Source organism: Hymenobacter taeanensis, assembly GCF_013137895.1.
Lineage (GTDB): Bacteria > Bacteroidota > Bacteroidia > Cytophagales > Hymenobacteraceae > Hymenobacter > Hymenobacter taeanensis.
Genome location: NZ_CP053538.1, coordinates 2,905,590 through 2,919,720 on the forward strand (window position 1 = coordinate 2,905,590; position 14,131 = coordinate 2,919,720).

The 14,131-nt window shown below is 56.7% G+C and carries 11 protein-coding genes; 3 read left to right on the forward strand and 8 right to left on the reverse strand.

What is annotated here, in order from left to right; translation table 11 throughout:
• Window positions 1-136 precede the first annotated feature (136 nt).
• Both HMJ29_RS12365 and HMJ29_RS12370 read left to right on the forward strand, forming a co-directional pair.
• Window positions 137-2,758: a PIG-L family deacetylase gene (locus HMJ29_RS12365; protein WP_171591785.1), complete on the forward strand. Its 2,622-nt coding sequence runs from the start codon at window positions 137-139 to the stop codon at window positions 2,756-2,758.
• 402 nt (window positions 2,759-3,160) lie between these two features.
• Complete coding sequence (locus HMJ29_RS12370; RefSeq protein ID WP_171591786.1) at window positions 3,161-4,849, forward strand: sodium:solute symporter family protein; 1,689 nt, start codon at window positions 3,161-3,163, stop codon at window positions 4,847-4,849.
• Between the two features lie 225 nt (window positions 4,850-5,074).
• Here the strand turns inward: HMJ29_RS12370 and HMJ29_RS12375 are convergent, their stop codons facing one another.
• From HMJ29_RS12375 to HMJ29_RS12410, 8 genes are all read right to left on the reverse strand, one after another.
• Complete coding sequence (locus HMJ29_RS12375; protein ID WP_171591787.1) at window positions 5,075-5,980, reverse strand: DUF2911 domain-containing protein; 906 nt, start codon at window positions 5,978-5,980, stop codon at window positions 5,075-5,077.
• Window positions 5,981-6,133: 153 nt separating this feature from the next.
• Window positions 6,134-6,682, reverse strand: coding sequence for a hypothetical protein (locus HMJ29_RS12380; RefSeq protein WP_171591788.1), 549 nt, complete (start codon window positions 6,680-6,682; stop codon window positions 6,134-6,136).
• Entirely contained in the window at window positions 6,679-7,212 is a 534-nt protein-coding gene (locus HMJ29_RS12385) for a YcxB family protein (protein ID WP_171591789.1), read from the reverse strand. The genes HMJ29_RS12380 and HMJ29_RS12385 overlap by 4 nt, the downstream gene beginning before the upstream one ends.
• Window positions 7,213-7,339: 127 nt before the next feature.
• Entirely contained in the window at window positions 7,340-9,175 is a 1,836-nt protein-coding gene (locus HMJ29_RS12390; RefSeq protein WP_171591790.1) for an ABC transporter ATP-binding protein, read from the reverse strand.
• 96 nt (window positions 9,176-9,271) lie between these two features.
• Window positions 9,272-9,760 (reverse strand): energy transducer TonB, encoded by a 489-nt coding sequence (locus tag HMJ29_RS12395; RefSeq protein ID WP_171591791.1) that lies wholly within the window; start codon window positions 9,758-9,760, stop codon window positions 9,272-9,274.
• A 188-nt stretch (window positions 9,761-9,948) separates the two neighbouring features.
• On the reverse strand, window positions 9,949-11,430 hold the full coding sequence (locus tag HMJ29_RS12400) for a sodium:solute symporter (RefSeq protein ID WP_171591792.1): 1,482 nt from the start codon (window positions 11,428-11,430) through the stop codon (window positions 9,949-9,951).
• A 168-nt stretch (window positions 11,431-11,598) separates the two neighbouring features.
• On the reverse strand, window positions 11,599-12,639 hold the full coding sequence (locus HMJ29_RS12405) for an MBL fold metallo-hydrolase (protein WP_171591793.1): 1,041 nt from the start codon (window positions 12,637-12,639) through the stop codon (window positions 11,599-11,601).
• Window positions 12,640-12,736: 97 nt separating this feature from the next.
• Window positions 12,737-13,345 (reverse strand): hypothetical protein, encoded by a 609-nt coding sequence (locus HMJ29_RS12410; RefSeq protein ID WP_171591794.1) that lies wholly within the window; start codon window positions 13,343-13,345, stop codon window positions 12,737-12,739.
• Between the two features lie 127 nt (window positions 13,346-13,472).
• Between HMJ29_RS12410 and HMJ29_RS12415 the strand changes: the two genes are divergently transcribed.
• On the forward strand, window positions 13,473-14,123 hold the full coding sequence (locus HMJ29_RS12415; RefSeq protein ID WP_171591795.1) for a hypothetical protein: 651 nt from the start codon (window positions 13,473-13,475) through the stop codon (window positions 14,121-14,123).
• Window positions 14,124-14,131: the final 8 nt, after the last annotated feature.

A 14,131-nucleotide genomic window follows, 5' to 3' on the forward strand; every position in this document is an offset into this window, starting at 1 on the left:
TCCGGCTACCTAGCTGGTAGCCGTTACCAGCTCTTTGTCTGGAGCGGGCAGAGTAGAATGGTTTTGCTACTCTGCAACCTCCCAGCTAGGCCTGTATCTTTACTGCTCCGCTATTACCCTCCCCCGACGTTTCTCCATGCGTATTCGCTCTTTCCACGCAGCCCTCTGGGCATTACTTATTGCTCACTGCTCACTGCTAATTGATGGTGCCGCCGCGCAGGCGCCTAAAACTTACTCGTCGTCGGAGATTCTGCTGGGCCTCAAGAAGCTCAACGTGCTGGGCTCGGTGCTGTACATAGCTGCTCACCCTGACGATGAAAACACCCGCCTGATTGCCTACATGGCCAACGGCCGCCTGCTGGAAACCGGCTACCTCAGCTGCACCCGCGGCGACGGCGGCCAGAATCTTATCGGCCCGGAGCTGCGCGAACAGCTTGGCGTTATCCGGACGCAGGAGCTGCTGGCGGCTCGCCGTATTGATGGGGGCCGGCAGTTCTTCACCCGCGCCAACGACTTCGGCTTCTCGAAAACCTCCGAGGAAACCTTCACCATTTGGGACAAGGAGCAGGTGCTCTCTGATATGGTGTGGGTGATCCGGCAGCGCCGGCCCGATGTGCTCATCACCCGCTTCCCACCCGACGCCCGCGCCGGCCACGGTCACCACCAGGCCAGCGCCATTCTGGCCGCCGAGGCCTTCGATGCCGCCGGGGACCCCAAGCGCTTCCCCGAGCAGCTGAAGTACGTGCAGCCCTGGAGCCCAAAGCGTCTGCTTTGGAACACTGGCAGCTTCTTCGTGAAGCCCGGCGAAAACATGGATGGCTACCTGAAAATCGATGCCGGTGGCTACAATCCGCTGCTAGGCCAGAGCTACGGCGAAATGGCTGCCCGCAGCCGCTCCCAGCACAAAAGCCAGGGCTTCGGCTCGGCGGCTCAGCGCGGCGAGGCCCTGGAGTACCTGCAATACGTGAAAGGCGACAAGCCCAAGTCGGACCCCTTTGAGGGCATCGACATGACTTGGAACCGCGTGCCCGGCGGCGCGGCCGTGGGCAAGCTGATTGACGAGGTTATCCGCAAGTATGACCCAAGTAACCCGAGTGCGAGTGTAGCGGGGTTGCTAAAGGTGCGCACTGCTATCCAGAAAGTCCCAACGGGTATTTCATATGATGGGACGAATTCTTATCGGGAGAAAAAAGAAGAGATTCTCTGGCAGACTAAAAAAACAGAACAAGTAGAACAGCTAATTCAAGCTTGTTTAGGCCTTTCTATAGAGGCAACAATGAATGCGCCAGCTACTAGCTTAGAAGCCGTTGCCGATGCAGAGAAATCCAGAAGAAAAACTGTCTTTTTCGAAATTATTAACCGCTCGACTATCCCGGTAAAGCTAGAAGATGAGGCAGCTTATGCTTACTCACCTCAGAATGATAAAATAATGGCTACAGGTGTGTTAAGTGGAATGCATGGTGGCAACCCGCATAGCATTACTATTCCATTCGATAAGAAATATGTTGATACGCTGTGGATAGAAAGGAAATTTGAGTCAGCATTAGTGTCTCAACCTTATTGGCTACGAGCAAGTCCTACTCTGGGAATGTATTCGGTACAAGAGCAACTTGAGCGGGGCAAAGCGGAAAATGAGGCGGCAATCAAAGCTCGATTTGTTTTGCGTGTTTTAGATCAGCGCATTCGTTACACCGTTCCCGTCCAATACAAAAGCACCGACCCTGTAGAAGGGGAGAAGTACCGCCCGCTGGTGGTGGTGCCGCCTGTGGCCGTAAACATTGGCGGTAGGGCTTACGTCTTCGCTGACAACTCGCCCAAAACCATTCCGGTAACCTTGCGCGCGGGCAAATCTGGCGTGAAAGGAAGCGTGGCTCTTAACCTGCCGACGGGATGGAAGTCGGAGCCAGCTAGTTTCAACTTTGACATTGCCAGCAAAGACGCCGAACAAACCGTGCAGTTCCGGGTGCAGCCCGGCGCGGGCGCGGCAGAGGGCAAAACGGAGCTGAGGGCCGTGGCTACTGTGGATGGGCAGCAATATTCGCGCGGCTACCAGGCCATTGAGTACAACCACATCCCTACGCAGATTCTCTTTCCGGAAGCCGTGGCCCCGCTCGTGAAGCTGGACCTCAAGCGCAAGGGTCAGGAAATTGGCTACCTCATGGGGGCCGGCGACGAAGTGCCCGACGCCCTGCGCCAGATTGGGTACACCGTAACCCTGCTCAAGCCAGAGGACATCACCGACCAGAACCTGCGCCGCTTCGATGCCGTGGTGCTAGGCGTGCGGGCCTACAACACCGTAGACCGCCTCAAAACCCTGCAGCCCACGCTGCTGCGCTACGTGGAAAACGGTGGCAACATGGTGGTGCAATACGTAGTGAACCGCGGCACCGTGATGCCGCAAATAGGCCCGTACCCGCTCACGCTCAGCAACGACCGGGTGACCGTTGAGAATGCGGCCGTCACCTTCCTCAACCCTAGTCAGCCGCTACTCAACACGCCCAACAAAATCACCACTAAGGATTTTGAAGGCTGGGTGCAGGAGCAAGGCCTGTATTACCCCAGCGCCTGGGATGCCAAGTACCAGACCGTCATTAGCTCCCACGACCCCAATGAGTCGGCCAAGGAAAGCGCCATTCTGGTAGCCGACTACGGCAAAGGCCACTACATCTATACCGGCCTCTCCCTGTTCCGGGAGCTGCCTGCCGGCGTACCCGGCGCCTATCGCTTGCTCACCAATATGGTTTCGTTGGGGAAATAGATAGGGAGGGAGCAACACGCATCGTTTTACCCACCCATCATTCTAAGGCAAGCACAGAGTTTTGCGCACGGCAGCCACGGCGCTAGGGAGTAAATAAAATCCTGTGGTCTTGGCATTTGCAATACAGGCCCTAGGCTAGTTGCTCTACCCTCATAGTGATTCCACACCCACTTCTCCACTGGGTTGGCCTGACTAATGCAACCTAAGCTCGGCTTTACCGCCTCTTTCCGTCCTAACCCACCCGCCTGTGCCTGACCACCCTGCTCACTCTACCAAAATTACAGGCCCCGCCGCCGAGCCGGCACCACCGCTGTTACCCTCGTGGCGGGCTTGGTACTGGCTGGTGCTAGGAGCCCTGGCCGCGGAAGTAGCGTTTTTTACGTACCTCACCCGGCTTTTTGCATGAGTTTGCTGGATTGGCTGGTGCTGGGTAGCACACTGGCGTTTATTGTGGGCTATGGCACCTGGCGCACCCGCGGCCAGCATACCATGGACAGCTACCTGCTCGGCGACCGGCAGGCGCGGTGGTGGGGTATTGGGCTGAGCATCATTGCTACCCAAGCCTCCGCCATCACCTTCCTGAGCACCCCCGGGCAGGCCTACGACGACGGCATGCGCTTCATTCAGTTCTACTTTGGCCTGCCCGTGGCCATGGTGCTGATTGCCATTTTTGCGGTGCCCATCTACCACCGCCTGCGCGTATTCACCGCCTACGAGTACTTAGAGGGGCGCTTTGACAGGCGCACCCGCACCCTGGCGGCGGGGCTGTTTTTAGTGCAGCGGGGGCTGAGCAACGGCCTGTCACTATACGCACCGGCGCTGGTATTGTCGGCTATTCTGGGCTGGAATGTACACCTCACCGTCTGGCTGATTGGCGGGCTGATGATTAGCTACACGGTAGCGGGCGGCACCCGCGCGGTGGCTGTTACGCAGCAGTGGCAGGTGGCCGTTATCTTCACGGGCATGGCGGTGGCAGGCTACCTGCTGGTGCATTACTTGCCAGCTGATATTGGCTTTACCGATGCTCTGCAAGTGGCAGGCCACCGCGGCAAACTCAACCTGGTCGATTTTCACTTTGACTTTAAGGAGCGCTACAGCTTTTGGTCGGGTATGACGGGCGGGCTGTTTCTAGCGCTGTCGTACTTCGGTACCGACCAGAGCCAGGTGCAGCGCTACCTCACCGGGCGCAGCATTACAGAAAGCCGCCTGGGCCTGCTCATGAATGGTCTCGTGAAAGTACCCATGCAGTTCGGGATTCTGCTGGTTGGCGTACTGCTGTACGTGTTTTACCAGTTCAACGCGCCCCCCCTGACTTTCAACCGGCCCGTGCGTGAGCAGGTAGTACGGAGCCCCCAGCATGGCCCTGCCCTGCGCGCTTTAGAAGAGCAACACGCCGTATTGTTTGAGGCCCGCCGCCAAGCCACCACGCAGTTGGTACAAGCCCTCCGGCAAGGCAACCCGCTGCAAGTGGCCGCCGCAGAAACCCACCTGCAAACCACCGATGCCGCCAGCAGTGGCCTACGCGCCGAAACTCAGCAACTGCTGAAGCAGGTTGTGCCCACCGCCGAGGCCAAAGACACCGACTACGTCTTTCTGACCTTCGTGCTCAAATACATGCCCCATGGCTTCGTAGGCCTGTTGATTGCGGTGGTACTGTCGGCGGCCATGAGTAGCGCTGCGGGCGGCCTCAACGCCCTAGCCTCCACCACCATCATCGACCTGTACCAGCCCGCTCGCCCGGGCCACACCGAGCGCCACTACGTGCGGGCCTCCCGCTGGGCGGCCGTGGGCTGGGGCGTGCTGGGCATTGGCTTCGCTACGTTTGCGGCGCAATTAGAGAACCTGATTCAGGCCGTGAACATCCTGGGCTCCTTGTTTTACGGCACCATGCTGGGAATCTTCGTAGTTGCCTTCTTCCTGAAGTGGGTAGGGGCGAGGGCCGTTTTTTGGTCGGCCATCATGGCACAGATTGCCGTGTTGCTGCTCTACTGGCGTACCGATATTGGCTACCTCTGGTTCAACATCATTGGGTGTGTGCTTGTAGTTTTGGGCAGCCTGCTGATGCCGAGAGTAAAAGCTCAAGCAGCTTAAAGAGAAGGAGCCAATTTAAAGCCCAAGGCAAGCTAATAGATTACCTGTTCTGAGTACTGAAAAAGCACCTCATCCTGAAAAGGAGGAAGGATGAGGTGCTTAAGTAAGAAAGCGAGTGGCCTAGGCTTTTGGATAGTGAGAGACCGTCATGCTTCAACTCTGCTCAGCATGACGGTCTCTCACTATCCAAAAGCCCTGCTGTCCGCAGAGGCTAGGCCAGTGCTCCTACATTTTGCCAGCTTTCTTCGCGTCGGCAATGATGCCTTCGTTCAGCTTCACGTAGTCGGTGTTTTTAGCTTCGGTGGCTAGCTTTTTCGACTGCTCAGCGGCCGTTACGGCACCTTTGTAATCCTTCATTTTCATGCGGATTTTAGCTTCCGTGTGCACGTTCCAGAACTTGGGGTCTTTCTCGTTGGCCTTCTGAATCCAGGTCAGCGCCTGCTTCAGGTCCTTGTTGTTGTCGTAGTAATACACGGCTGCGGCGGCCATGTCGTTGGCACTGGCGCTGCTGTTCTTGATGACTTTCTCATCAATCTGGGCCATTACTTTGGAGTCCACATCCGACATCACCTTGAACTTGGCGCCGGTCTTGTCCCACAGAATTTCCACGTTAGCGGTAGCAGGCGTAATGTCAGAGAATCCAATAGTGAAGGTCTCTACCTTGTTAGCCAAGGCATAAGGCTTCACCGTGAAGCGGGCTACGTCGTCGGCATCCTTGAAGCCTTTCACATCGGCGCCCTGCTTGGTGCTTTTGTTGAGAACCATTACCCAGGAGGTTTTACCAGGAATGGTGTAAAGGCCGTACTCGCCGGCGGGCACCTTTTTGCCTTCCACCATCACGTCATCCGAGAATTTGATGCTGGTGGTATTGTTGGCACCGGTGCGCCAGCGCTGCCCGAAAGGTACAATGGCTTTGGTGGTAGAGTCGCCAAAAACGGGGCGGCCTTTCACGCCGGGGCGCGAGTAGGTAATGGTGATGTCGGTGAGGCCCACGCGCTGCATTACGGTGCTTTTGGGGCTGGCAGCGGGAGTAGAAATTTGGGCTTGGGCGGCGCTAGCCAGCAGAAGGCCGCTTACCAGCAAGGTAGAGCCCAACAGGCGCGACGACTTCAGGTTACTTGTGATGATCATAGTAGCAAGGCTAAAGAAAGGAGAATGGGATGAGGCTGTAAAACTAGGGAAAAGGCAGAGAATTGCGGCTTCCCGCTTTATTCTCACCTGCTTGGTTTAAGGAGTTGTGCTAACCAAGTTGGCAGCACCTGTGCTCGGCAAGACTAGTGAGCCTCACACGCGGCGCACCGGAATCTGGTGTTGCGCCAGCACCTGCTCCACTGCCTCAGCGGTTGCGGGGGCCTGCAGCTGGCGCAGGTTCAGGTAATAGCAGGCGGCTTGGGTAGGGTAAAGCAGAAGCCAATCAGGCTGCACGAACACGGCCCGAGTGATATTGGCCAGCTTCCCGGTGAACTGGCCTAGGCCACTCCGGCCTTTGATATCCTCGTCAGTCAGCGTAAAGTCGATGGGCTCTTTCAGGATTGTGTTCTTGAGGTAGCCTCGGCGCAGCATCCAGCGCACAAACCACGCGCGCAGGAGCGCATACAACAGGCCTACAGCCAGAAAGGAAAGGGCTGACCAAGATGTAAGCTTCCACCCATCCTGCTGCAATTGGACTAGCAGGCTGATGGTGAGCAATACAAGAGCTGCTAGCAGAATCCAGTTGTTGCGGCGAGTGGCGGGCTGTTGGCGCCACAGTCGGAAGTTCACGGCTACATACTCATCGGCCGACATAGTCACTTTAGAAAACACGAGGGGTTGCATACCCGCAAGGTCGCTCATTCAGCCGAAACGGGGCGCTGGGGTAACAGGGCTAGTACATCAGCGGCAGTGGCTGGTGTCTGCACTTGCGTAAGGTTGAGGTAGTAACAGTGCTCAACCGAAGTATATAGCAGAACCCAATCTGACACGCGCTGAATACTATAGAAGTCGCGCCAGCCCAATGTGCGCCGATGATTTTCTTGCTGGATAATCACGGCGTTGGCATCTAACTCAAATCCAGTGGCAGGCTGTGCCTGCGCATGCTGGCGGAAGGCCCGGCGGTATTCAACCCACTCATGTGCGAGGCTTATGCCAGTAAACAGGGTAACAACAACGGCTCCTGCAAACCAACTGCCTAGACCCATCCACCAGCAACTAGCGCCCATAGAAATTACGGAGCCTAACCAGAGCTGTCCCTTTTTTCGCCAAGAGTCGGAGGTGACTGGCCTAGGCGCTGCTTGGCTCGGGTATCTCTGCCGCTGCTGCTCCTGATGAATTTCCTGATACTCTGCAAATGTGAGGGTAGTAGGAGGAAGTACAATACTCGCCATTGCCGCGCAGAGATATAGACCTTTGTAAGTTGAATTTACTCAGATGTAAAATAGAAAGGGCGAAGCACATTGCCTCACCCTTCATTCAAAATCCGCGTAATCCGGAGAATCTGTCTAAATCCGTGATTTAGCTAAGCTCGAACTGCAGTTTCAGCAGCTTGGAATAAATGCCGTTGTCATTGTGGGCCAACTCATCGTGGGAGCCTTGCTCCACAATACGGCCGCCGTCGATGACCAGGATTTTATCAACTTTGCGGATGGTGCTGAGGCGGTGGGCAATGATGATGCTGGTGCGGTCCTGCATGAGCTCATCCATAGCGCTCTGCACGAGCTTTTCGCTCTCCGAGTCGAGGGCCGAAGTGGCTTCGTCGAGGATGAGGATGGCGGGGTTCTTCAGGATAGCGCGGGCAATGGCAATGCGCTGGCGCTGGCCCCCGGAGAGCTTTACGCCCCGCTCTCCTACGAGTGTGTCGAGACCTTCGGGGAAGGTAGAGATGAACTGCCAGGCATTAGCCTTCCGCGCAGCCGCCGTGATTTCAGCGTCAGTAGCGTCAATCTTACCATAGGCAATGTTCTCCCGGATAGAGCCACCGAACAGCAGTGTTTCCTGGGGCACGATGCCGATGTGGCTGCGCAGCTCCGTGAGGTCGAATTGGCGTACGTCGCGGCCATCAATGAGGATTTTGCCACCGCTTAGCTCATAGAACTGCATCAGCAGCTGCACAATAGTGCTTTTGCCAGCGCCCGAGGGGCCTACCAGCGCAATTTTCTCGCCGGCTTGAATACCAAAGTTGATATCCTGGAGCACGGGCAAGTCGGGACGGGTGGGGTAGCTGAAGGCCACATGGCGGTAGTCGATGTCGCCGCGTACCTGCAGGGGAGCGGTGCCAGCGGGCAAGGCCTGGTGGGTGGGCTCCGAGGGCTCGTCCAGTATCTCCAGGATGCGCTCCGAAGCGCCCAGTGTGCTTTGCACCTTGCCGTACAGTTCGCCTAGGCCACCTACGGAAGCCCCAATGAAGATAGTGTAGAGGGCAAACGAAGTCAGGTCGCCGATGGTCATCTGGCCAGAAGCTACCAGAGAAGCAGCGCGCCACAGCACCAGAATGATGCCGCCAAAAAGCCCGATAATCACAAACGACACAAAGCCGCCACGGTAGAGGTTGCTACGAAGGGCTGCCTGCACCGTGCGGGTGAGCGAACTAGTGTAGCGGCCGGTTTCGAACAGCTCGTTCGTGAAGGCCTTCACCGTATTAATGCCCTGCAGCGTCTCCTCTACAATAACGTTGGTCTTGGCCAGCTCATCCTGGGTGGCTTTGGCCAGTACCCGAATCTTGCGGCCAAATACCATAGCCAGCACCACAATGGGCGGAAAGGTGAGCAGCATAAACAACGACAGCTTCACTGACACCATCATAATGAAGACAATGCCTACTACCAGCGTCATGATCTGGCGGAACAGCTCGGCGAGGGTCAGCGAGAAGGAATCCTGAATCTGGCCTACGTCGGAGGTGATGCGGGACGTAATGGCCCCCACCCGGTTTTTCTCGAAGTACGGAATTGGGAGGGTTACGAACTTGTGGTAGAGCGCCTGCCGGATATCGCGCACCGTAAACTCACTTACCTGCGTGAAAAACCAAATGCGGCCAAACGAAAAAATACCCTGTAGCAGGATAATGCCGAACAGGCCTAGCGCAATCTGGTTGATGGTAACAGCGTTGCCGTTGGGCAGTATGTAGGGCTTACCGTTGGCGGCGTCAGTGAGCTTGCCAATAATCCAGGGGAAAGCCATTACCGTGGCGCTGGACAGGGCCAGCAACACCATCCCGACGATGAACTTCGTCCGGTAGGGCAGCACGTAGCGGAAAATGCGCAGGCCCTGCTTAAAATTCTCCTTCGTTAATTTCTTCTTGGGTACATCCGGGTCAAGGGTTGTACCGCTGGTATTCATTCCACTTCGGGCCATTCTAGTATAGAAGTGAGAACTGCGAAGTGAGAACTCAGGACAGGGTAATTGCTTACGCTGGAGTTCTCACTTTTTGCTTCTCAAGGTCTCTGTTACTTATTCAAACTTGGGTTTGCCTTGCTCTACTTTGAGGTTCTCGGAGTTGCCAAACGGCACGGGCAAGCGCACCTGCGTGGCAATAGGCTGGCCCTTGCGGGTAGCGGGCTTCCAGGCGGGCATCTGGCCTAGCACCCGCAGCGCCTCAGTGTCGCACTCTGGGGAGAGCGGCTGAAGTACCGTGGGGTTGGTCAGGTGTCCGTCGGCTTCTACCGTAAACGTCATCACTACATTGCCACTAATCTGCTTGACGCTAGCGGCCTCCGGATACTTTAAATTCTGCTGAAAAAACGTGTTCAGGCCTTGTGCTCCGCCCGGAAACTGTGGAGGCGCATCGGGGCGGTTAGCCGCCGGTTTGGCCTGCGCCTGCATGCGGCCGGCGCGCAGCTCAATAGGCTGCTTGGCAGGTGCTGAAGTAGGAGGCTGGGTTTGCGCCTGCGCCGCAGCGCCCGAAGCTACGAGCACCAAGATGAAGAAAAGATGTTTCATAGGGCAGTGGTTTAGGGCGTTGGGAAGATGTAATGTTTCACCCCCGCTATCCGAACGCCGGAGAAATCTGAGATAATTGGTGCAACACCGTTAACTCATATTCTGTCTGCGTTTCAATGATGGGGCCGAGTAACCCAGCATGAGGAGTTACACTCCTAGACGCAAAGGTACGTCTCCCTAAACAACCCCTACGCTACAGGGTTCAATTCTAGTACCCGAGCGCGAGAAATGGCCAATAGGCCTACAAACGTGAGCAAACCGTTCAGGATCAGAATCTCAAACCCAAACTCATAACCCCACCAAGTCTTAGAGTTGGCATTGATAAACCACGTTACCAGCGGAGCCGCCACGCACACGTAGGGCACCAAGCGGTCGTGGAGGCCGCGGCTGGTGAACAGCCCAAACGAATAGAGGCCTAGCAACGGCCCGTAGGTGTAACCAGCCGCTTTGAACACGGCCGTAATCACGCTCTGGTCGTTGATGGCCCGGAAGATCAGGATGATGACGATGAGCACCAGCGAGAAGCCGAAGTGAGTGAGCTGGCGTACCCGGGTCTGCTTTTTCTCCTCGTACTGCTTGATATCAAGCATGTCCACGCAGAACGAAGTAGTAAGAGCCGTGAGGGCGGAGTCGGCGGAGGCGTAGGTAACGGCAATGATGCCCAGGATGAAAACGATGCCGGCAAATAGGGAGAAGTGGTTGGTAGCCAGCAGCGGAAATACGTTGTCGCCGATTACTTTGCCGGTGGCGGGGCTAACGGGCAAGGCAATGCCCTTGGCAGCGGCAAACTGGTACAGGAGCACGCCCAGTGAGAGGAAGAACACGTTTACCACCACAATAGCAATGGTAAACCAGAACATGTTCTTCTGGGCATCTTGCAGGTTGCGGCAGCTGAGGTTTTTCTGCATCAAATCCTGGTCTAGGCCAGTCATTACAATGGTGATGAACGCACCGGAGGCAAACTGCTTCCAGAAAAACTTATCGTCTTTGGGGTCAGAGAAGTAGATCTGCGACATAGCACTTTCCTTCACCGTTTTTACCAGGCCGGCAAAGCCCAGGTTCAGCTCATCAGCCATCAGATAGATGCTCACCGCCACGCACACAAGCATAGCCATGGTCTGGAAAGTATCGGTCCAGAGGATGGTTTTGAGGCCCCCGCGGAAGGTATAGAGGTAAATCAGCAGAATGCTGATGCTCACGGTAACAGCAAACGGCACATTCAGGCCATCAAAGACAGCCAGCTGCAGCACGCCTGCCACCAGAAAGAGCCGGAAGGCGGCCCCTACGGCTCGGGAAATCAGGAAGAAGAAAGCCCCCGTTTTATAGCTCCAAAACCCAAAGCGCTGCTCCAGATACGTGTAGATTGACACCAGCCGCAGCCGGTAGTACATGGGCATGAGCACGGTGCCAATCACCAGGTAGCCCACAATGTAGCCCAGCACCACCGCCATATAGCTCCACGACTGCGTGGCCACCATGCCCGGAATAGAAATGAACGTAACACCCGAGAGCGAGGTGCCAATCATGGCAAATGCCACCATGTACCACGGCGCATTGCGGTTCGCAATGAAGAACGATTCGCTGGTAGCCTTACGCGACGTGAGCAGCGCGATGATGACCAGTACCACGAAGTAGCCCGCAATCAGGCTCAGAATAAGGGTAGGAGACATGAGGGTGAGTTGCCAGTGATGAATTGCCAGCTGCTAGGTGGGTTAAGACCAGCGGGCCGGGCGGCAGTCGGGAAAAGTAAACACCAAAGCTACCAACTAGCCGTTAACAACCGACACCCCTCACCCGGAAACCCTGCCCGGCACCCGCTAACCCACAACAGGCAACAGTTACTCCCAGTCTTGCCAGCGCAGCACCTCACCCACGGCGGGAGCGTGCAGCTCGCCGCGCAGCATCTGGCCGTTGGCTACCATCTGCAGCTCCCGCAACGGCTCAGAGGCGGGCTCATCGGAGAGGTCGAAGGTACCGTAGTGCATGGGCACCACGTGGCCGGCCCGCAGAATATTTACCGCTTTGGCAGCTTCGTGGGGGTTGGTGTGGCTCATGTGCATCATGAAGGCTGGCTTGTAGGCTCCAATCGGGAAGAGGGCTATATCCAAGGGCCCAAACTGCTTTTCAATCTGCTCGAAATGGTCGGCCATGGAGGTATCACCGGCGAAGTAGATGGTACGGCCATCAGGCGTCCGGATCAGGAAGCTGCCCCACAGTACCGTGTTTAGGTCAAACAGGCCGCGGCGGTGCCAGTGGGAGGCGGGGAGGTAAAACAGCTCAAAAGGAGGTTGTCCAAGATTTTCCCACCCCATATACTCCCAGTCAATGGTAAACTGCTGCCACCAGCCGGCCTCCTGCACCGGCAGTTGGCGTGCCATGCCCCGCACTAATTTCGACATACCTAGCGGCCCAAAGACGCGCATTTGTGGATTCTGGCGAGCTAGCAGCTTCACCGATTGCTCATCCAAGTGGTCACGGTGGCCGTGACTAATTAGCAGGAAATCAATATTCGTAAGATCTTCAGGGCGGCAAGGTAGAGGATGGCGCCGACGCAGACCGAGCGACGAAAACAACACTGGGTCGAAGAGGAGGGTAGTTGCCTCAATACGTAGCAGAAACGAAGCGTGACCCAGCCAGACCAAGCCGTCTTCCTGGCTTTGCAAGAAGGCGGTGCAGTCTACCACTTCGGGCACCCAGGTATCGGCCTTCTTCTCCTCCTTCTGGGGATTTTCCGACAGCTGCCAGCGGATTACGGTGCTAAAGCTGGGCTCATACAGCTCCTCCCCGTTGCAGTACTCGCTGCCAATCATTTTGTTGCCGGGGTAGTTGGGCTTGATAGTCGAAAGCTGTTCGTTGCGGACGTAGCGGGCAGCAGCCATGCAGAAGGAGAGAAGCGGGAAAGAAGATGGAGGCAAATAAACAACAAACCACCCGTCATCGAGGATGGCGGGTGGCTCAGAAATAAATCAGGAAGGGCTAGTAGCCAAAGGGCATGCCCGGCGAGTACATAGGCGAGTACCCAGGGTAGCCCGAGGTGCCGTTGCTCATGCGTAGGCCACCCGATACCGAGAAGTTCTCGGTGATGTGGTAGTCGGCCCGCAGGTTTACGCCCGAGCCCAGGTTGCCCCCAAAGCCCGCATACGGGTTTACGTTGTAGCCGCCCGGCGTGAGGTCTTTCCAGGCTGAGCCCGTGAGGGTAAGCCTGGGCGACAGCGCATATTGCCCGCCACCCTGGATGAGCATCCGGTTCGTGCCGTAGTAGCCCGGCTGTGAAGCCCGGTAACCTGCTTCGGTGCCGGGGTAGGCGTAGCCGTAGGCCACTCCCGGCGTAGTGCGCAGGAGCGTGGCACCGCCAAATACGGAGAAGCGCTTGGTAACCTGATATGCCATGGTGGGGCTGATGTAGCTGGCTGAGCCATAGCGCCCGGCAAACATAGCTCCCGCATTCAGGCTGAACGAAGTACGCTGGCTGAGGCTGCCCAGGCCCGGCGCAGGAGTGCCAGCCGCCACATACGGTAAGGTTTGGGCCGAAGCCGTAGCACCCGCAAACAGCAGGCCGAGGAGTATAAGCGTAGAACGTAGCATAAGCAGGGGGCGGAAAGCAGGGTTTCCTTTCACAAGATACGCAACATCAGCGGAGCAGGCTGCGTGCCCTTCGTGAAAAAGGAGCCGGAAAAGTAGTAACGTAGCAGCTGCTTAGCTTCGCTATACGATGTCAGAATTTATTTCTTACCAGCGCTTTCCGTCTTTGGAGGTAGCGCAACCGCTGCTGGATATTCTGCGCCAGCGAGGCATTGAGTTCGAGACCGGCTTCGACCGGCCCCGGTTCGACGTGACGTTTGCCTTTAACCCAACCAGTACGTATTTCGTGGTGAAGCTGCGCCAGGAGGATTTTGAGGCGGCCCGGCTTGCGGAAGAGCAAACCAATGAGACCCTCACCGCCTCCGTGCCCATCGACCATTACCTCTATAGCTTCACCGATGGCGAGCTACTGGAAATTCTGGCCAAGCCTGATGAGTGGAACAACCTCGACGTGACGCTGGCCCGGCAACTCCTACGCCAGCGCGGCCACGACGTTTCCCCCGATGTAGTGCAGCTCCTGCGCCAGCGCCGACTAGTGGAACTGGCCAAGCCGGAAGAAAGCCAGAAAACCTGGATTCTGGCCGGCTACCTGATGGCCATACTAGGCGGGATTGTAGCCGTGTTCATTGGCTGGCACCTGTTCAAACATCAAAAGCAGCTGCCTACTGGCGAGAAAGTGCTGGCCTTTGCGCCCACTGACCGCCAGCATGGGCTGCGCATCTTCATCCTGGGCGTCCTGGGCACCATCTTCTGGACTGGCCTACGCATCTATACGTACTAAGGCGTTAG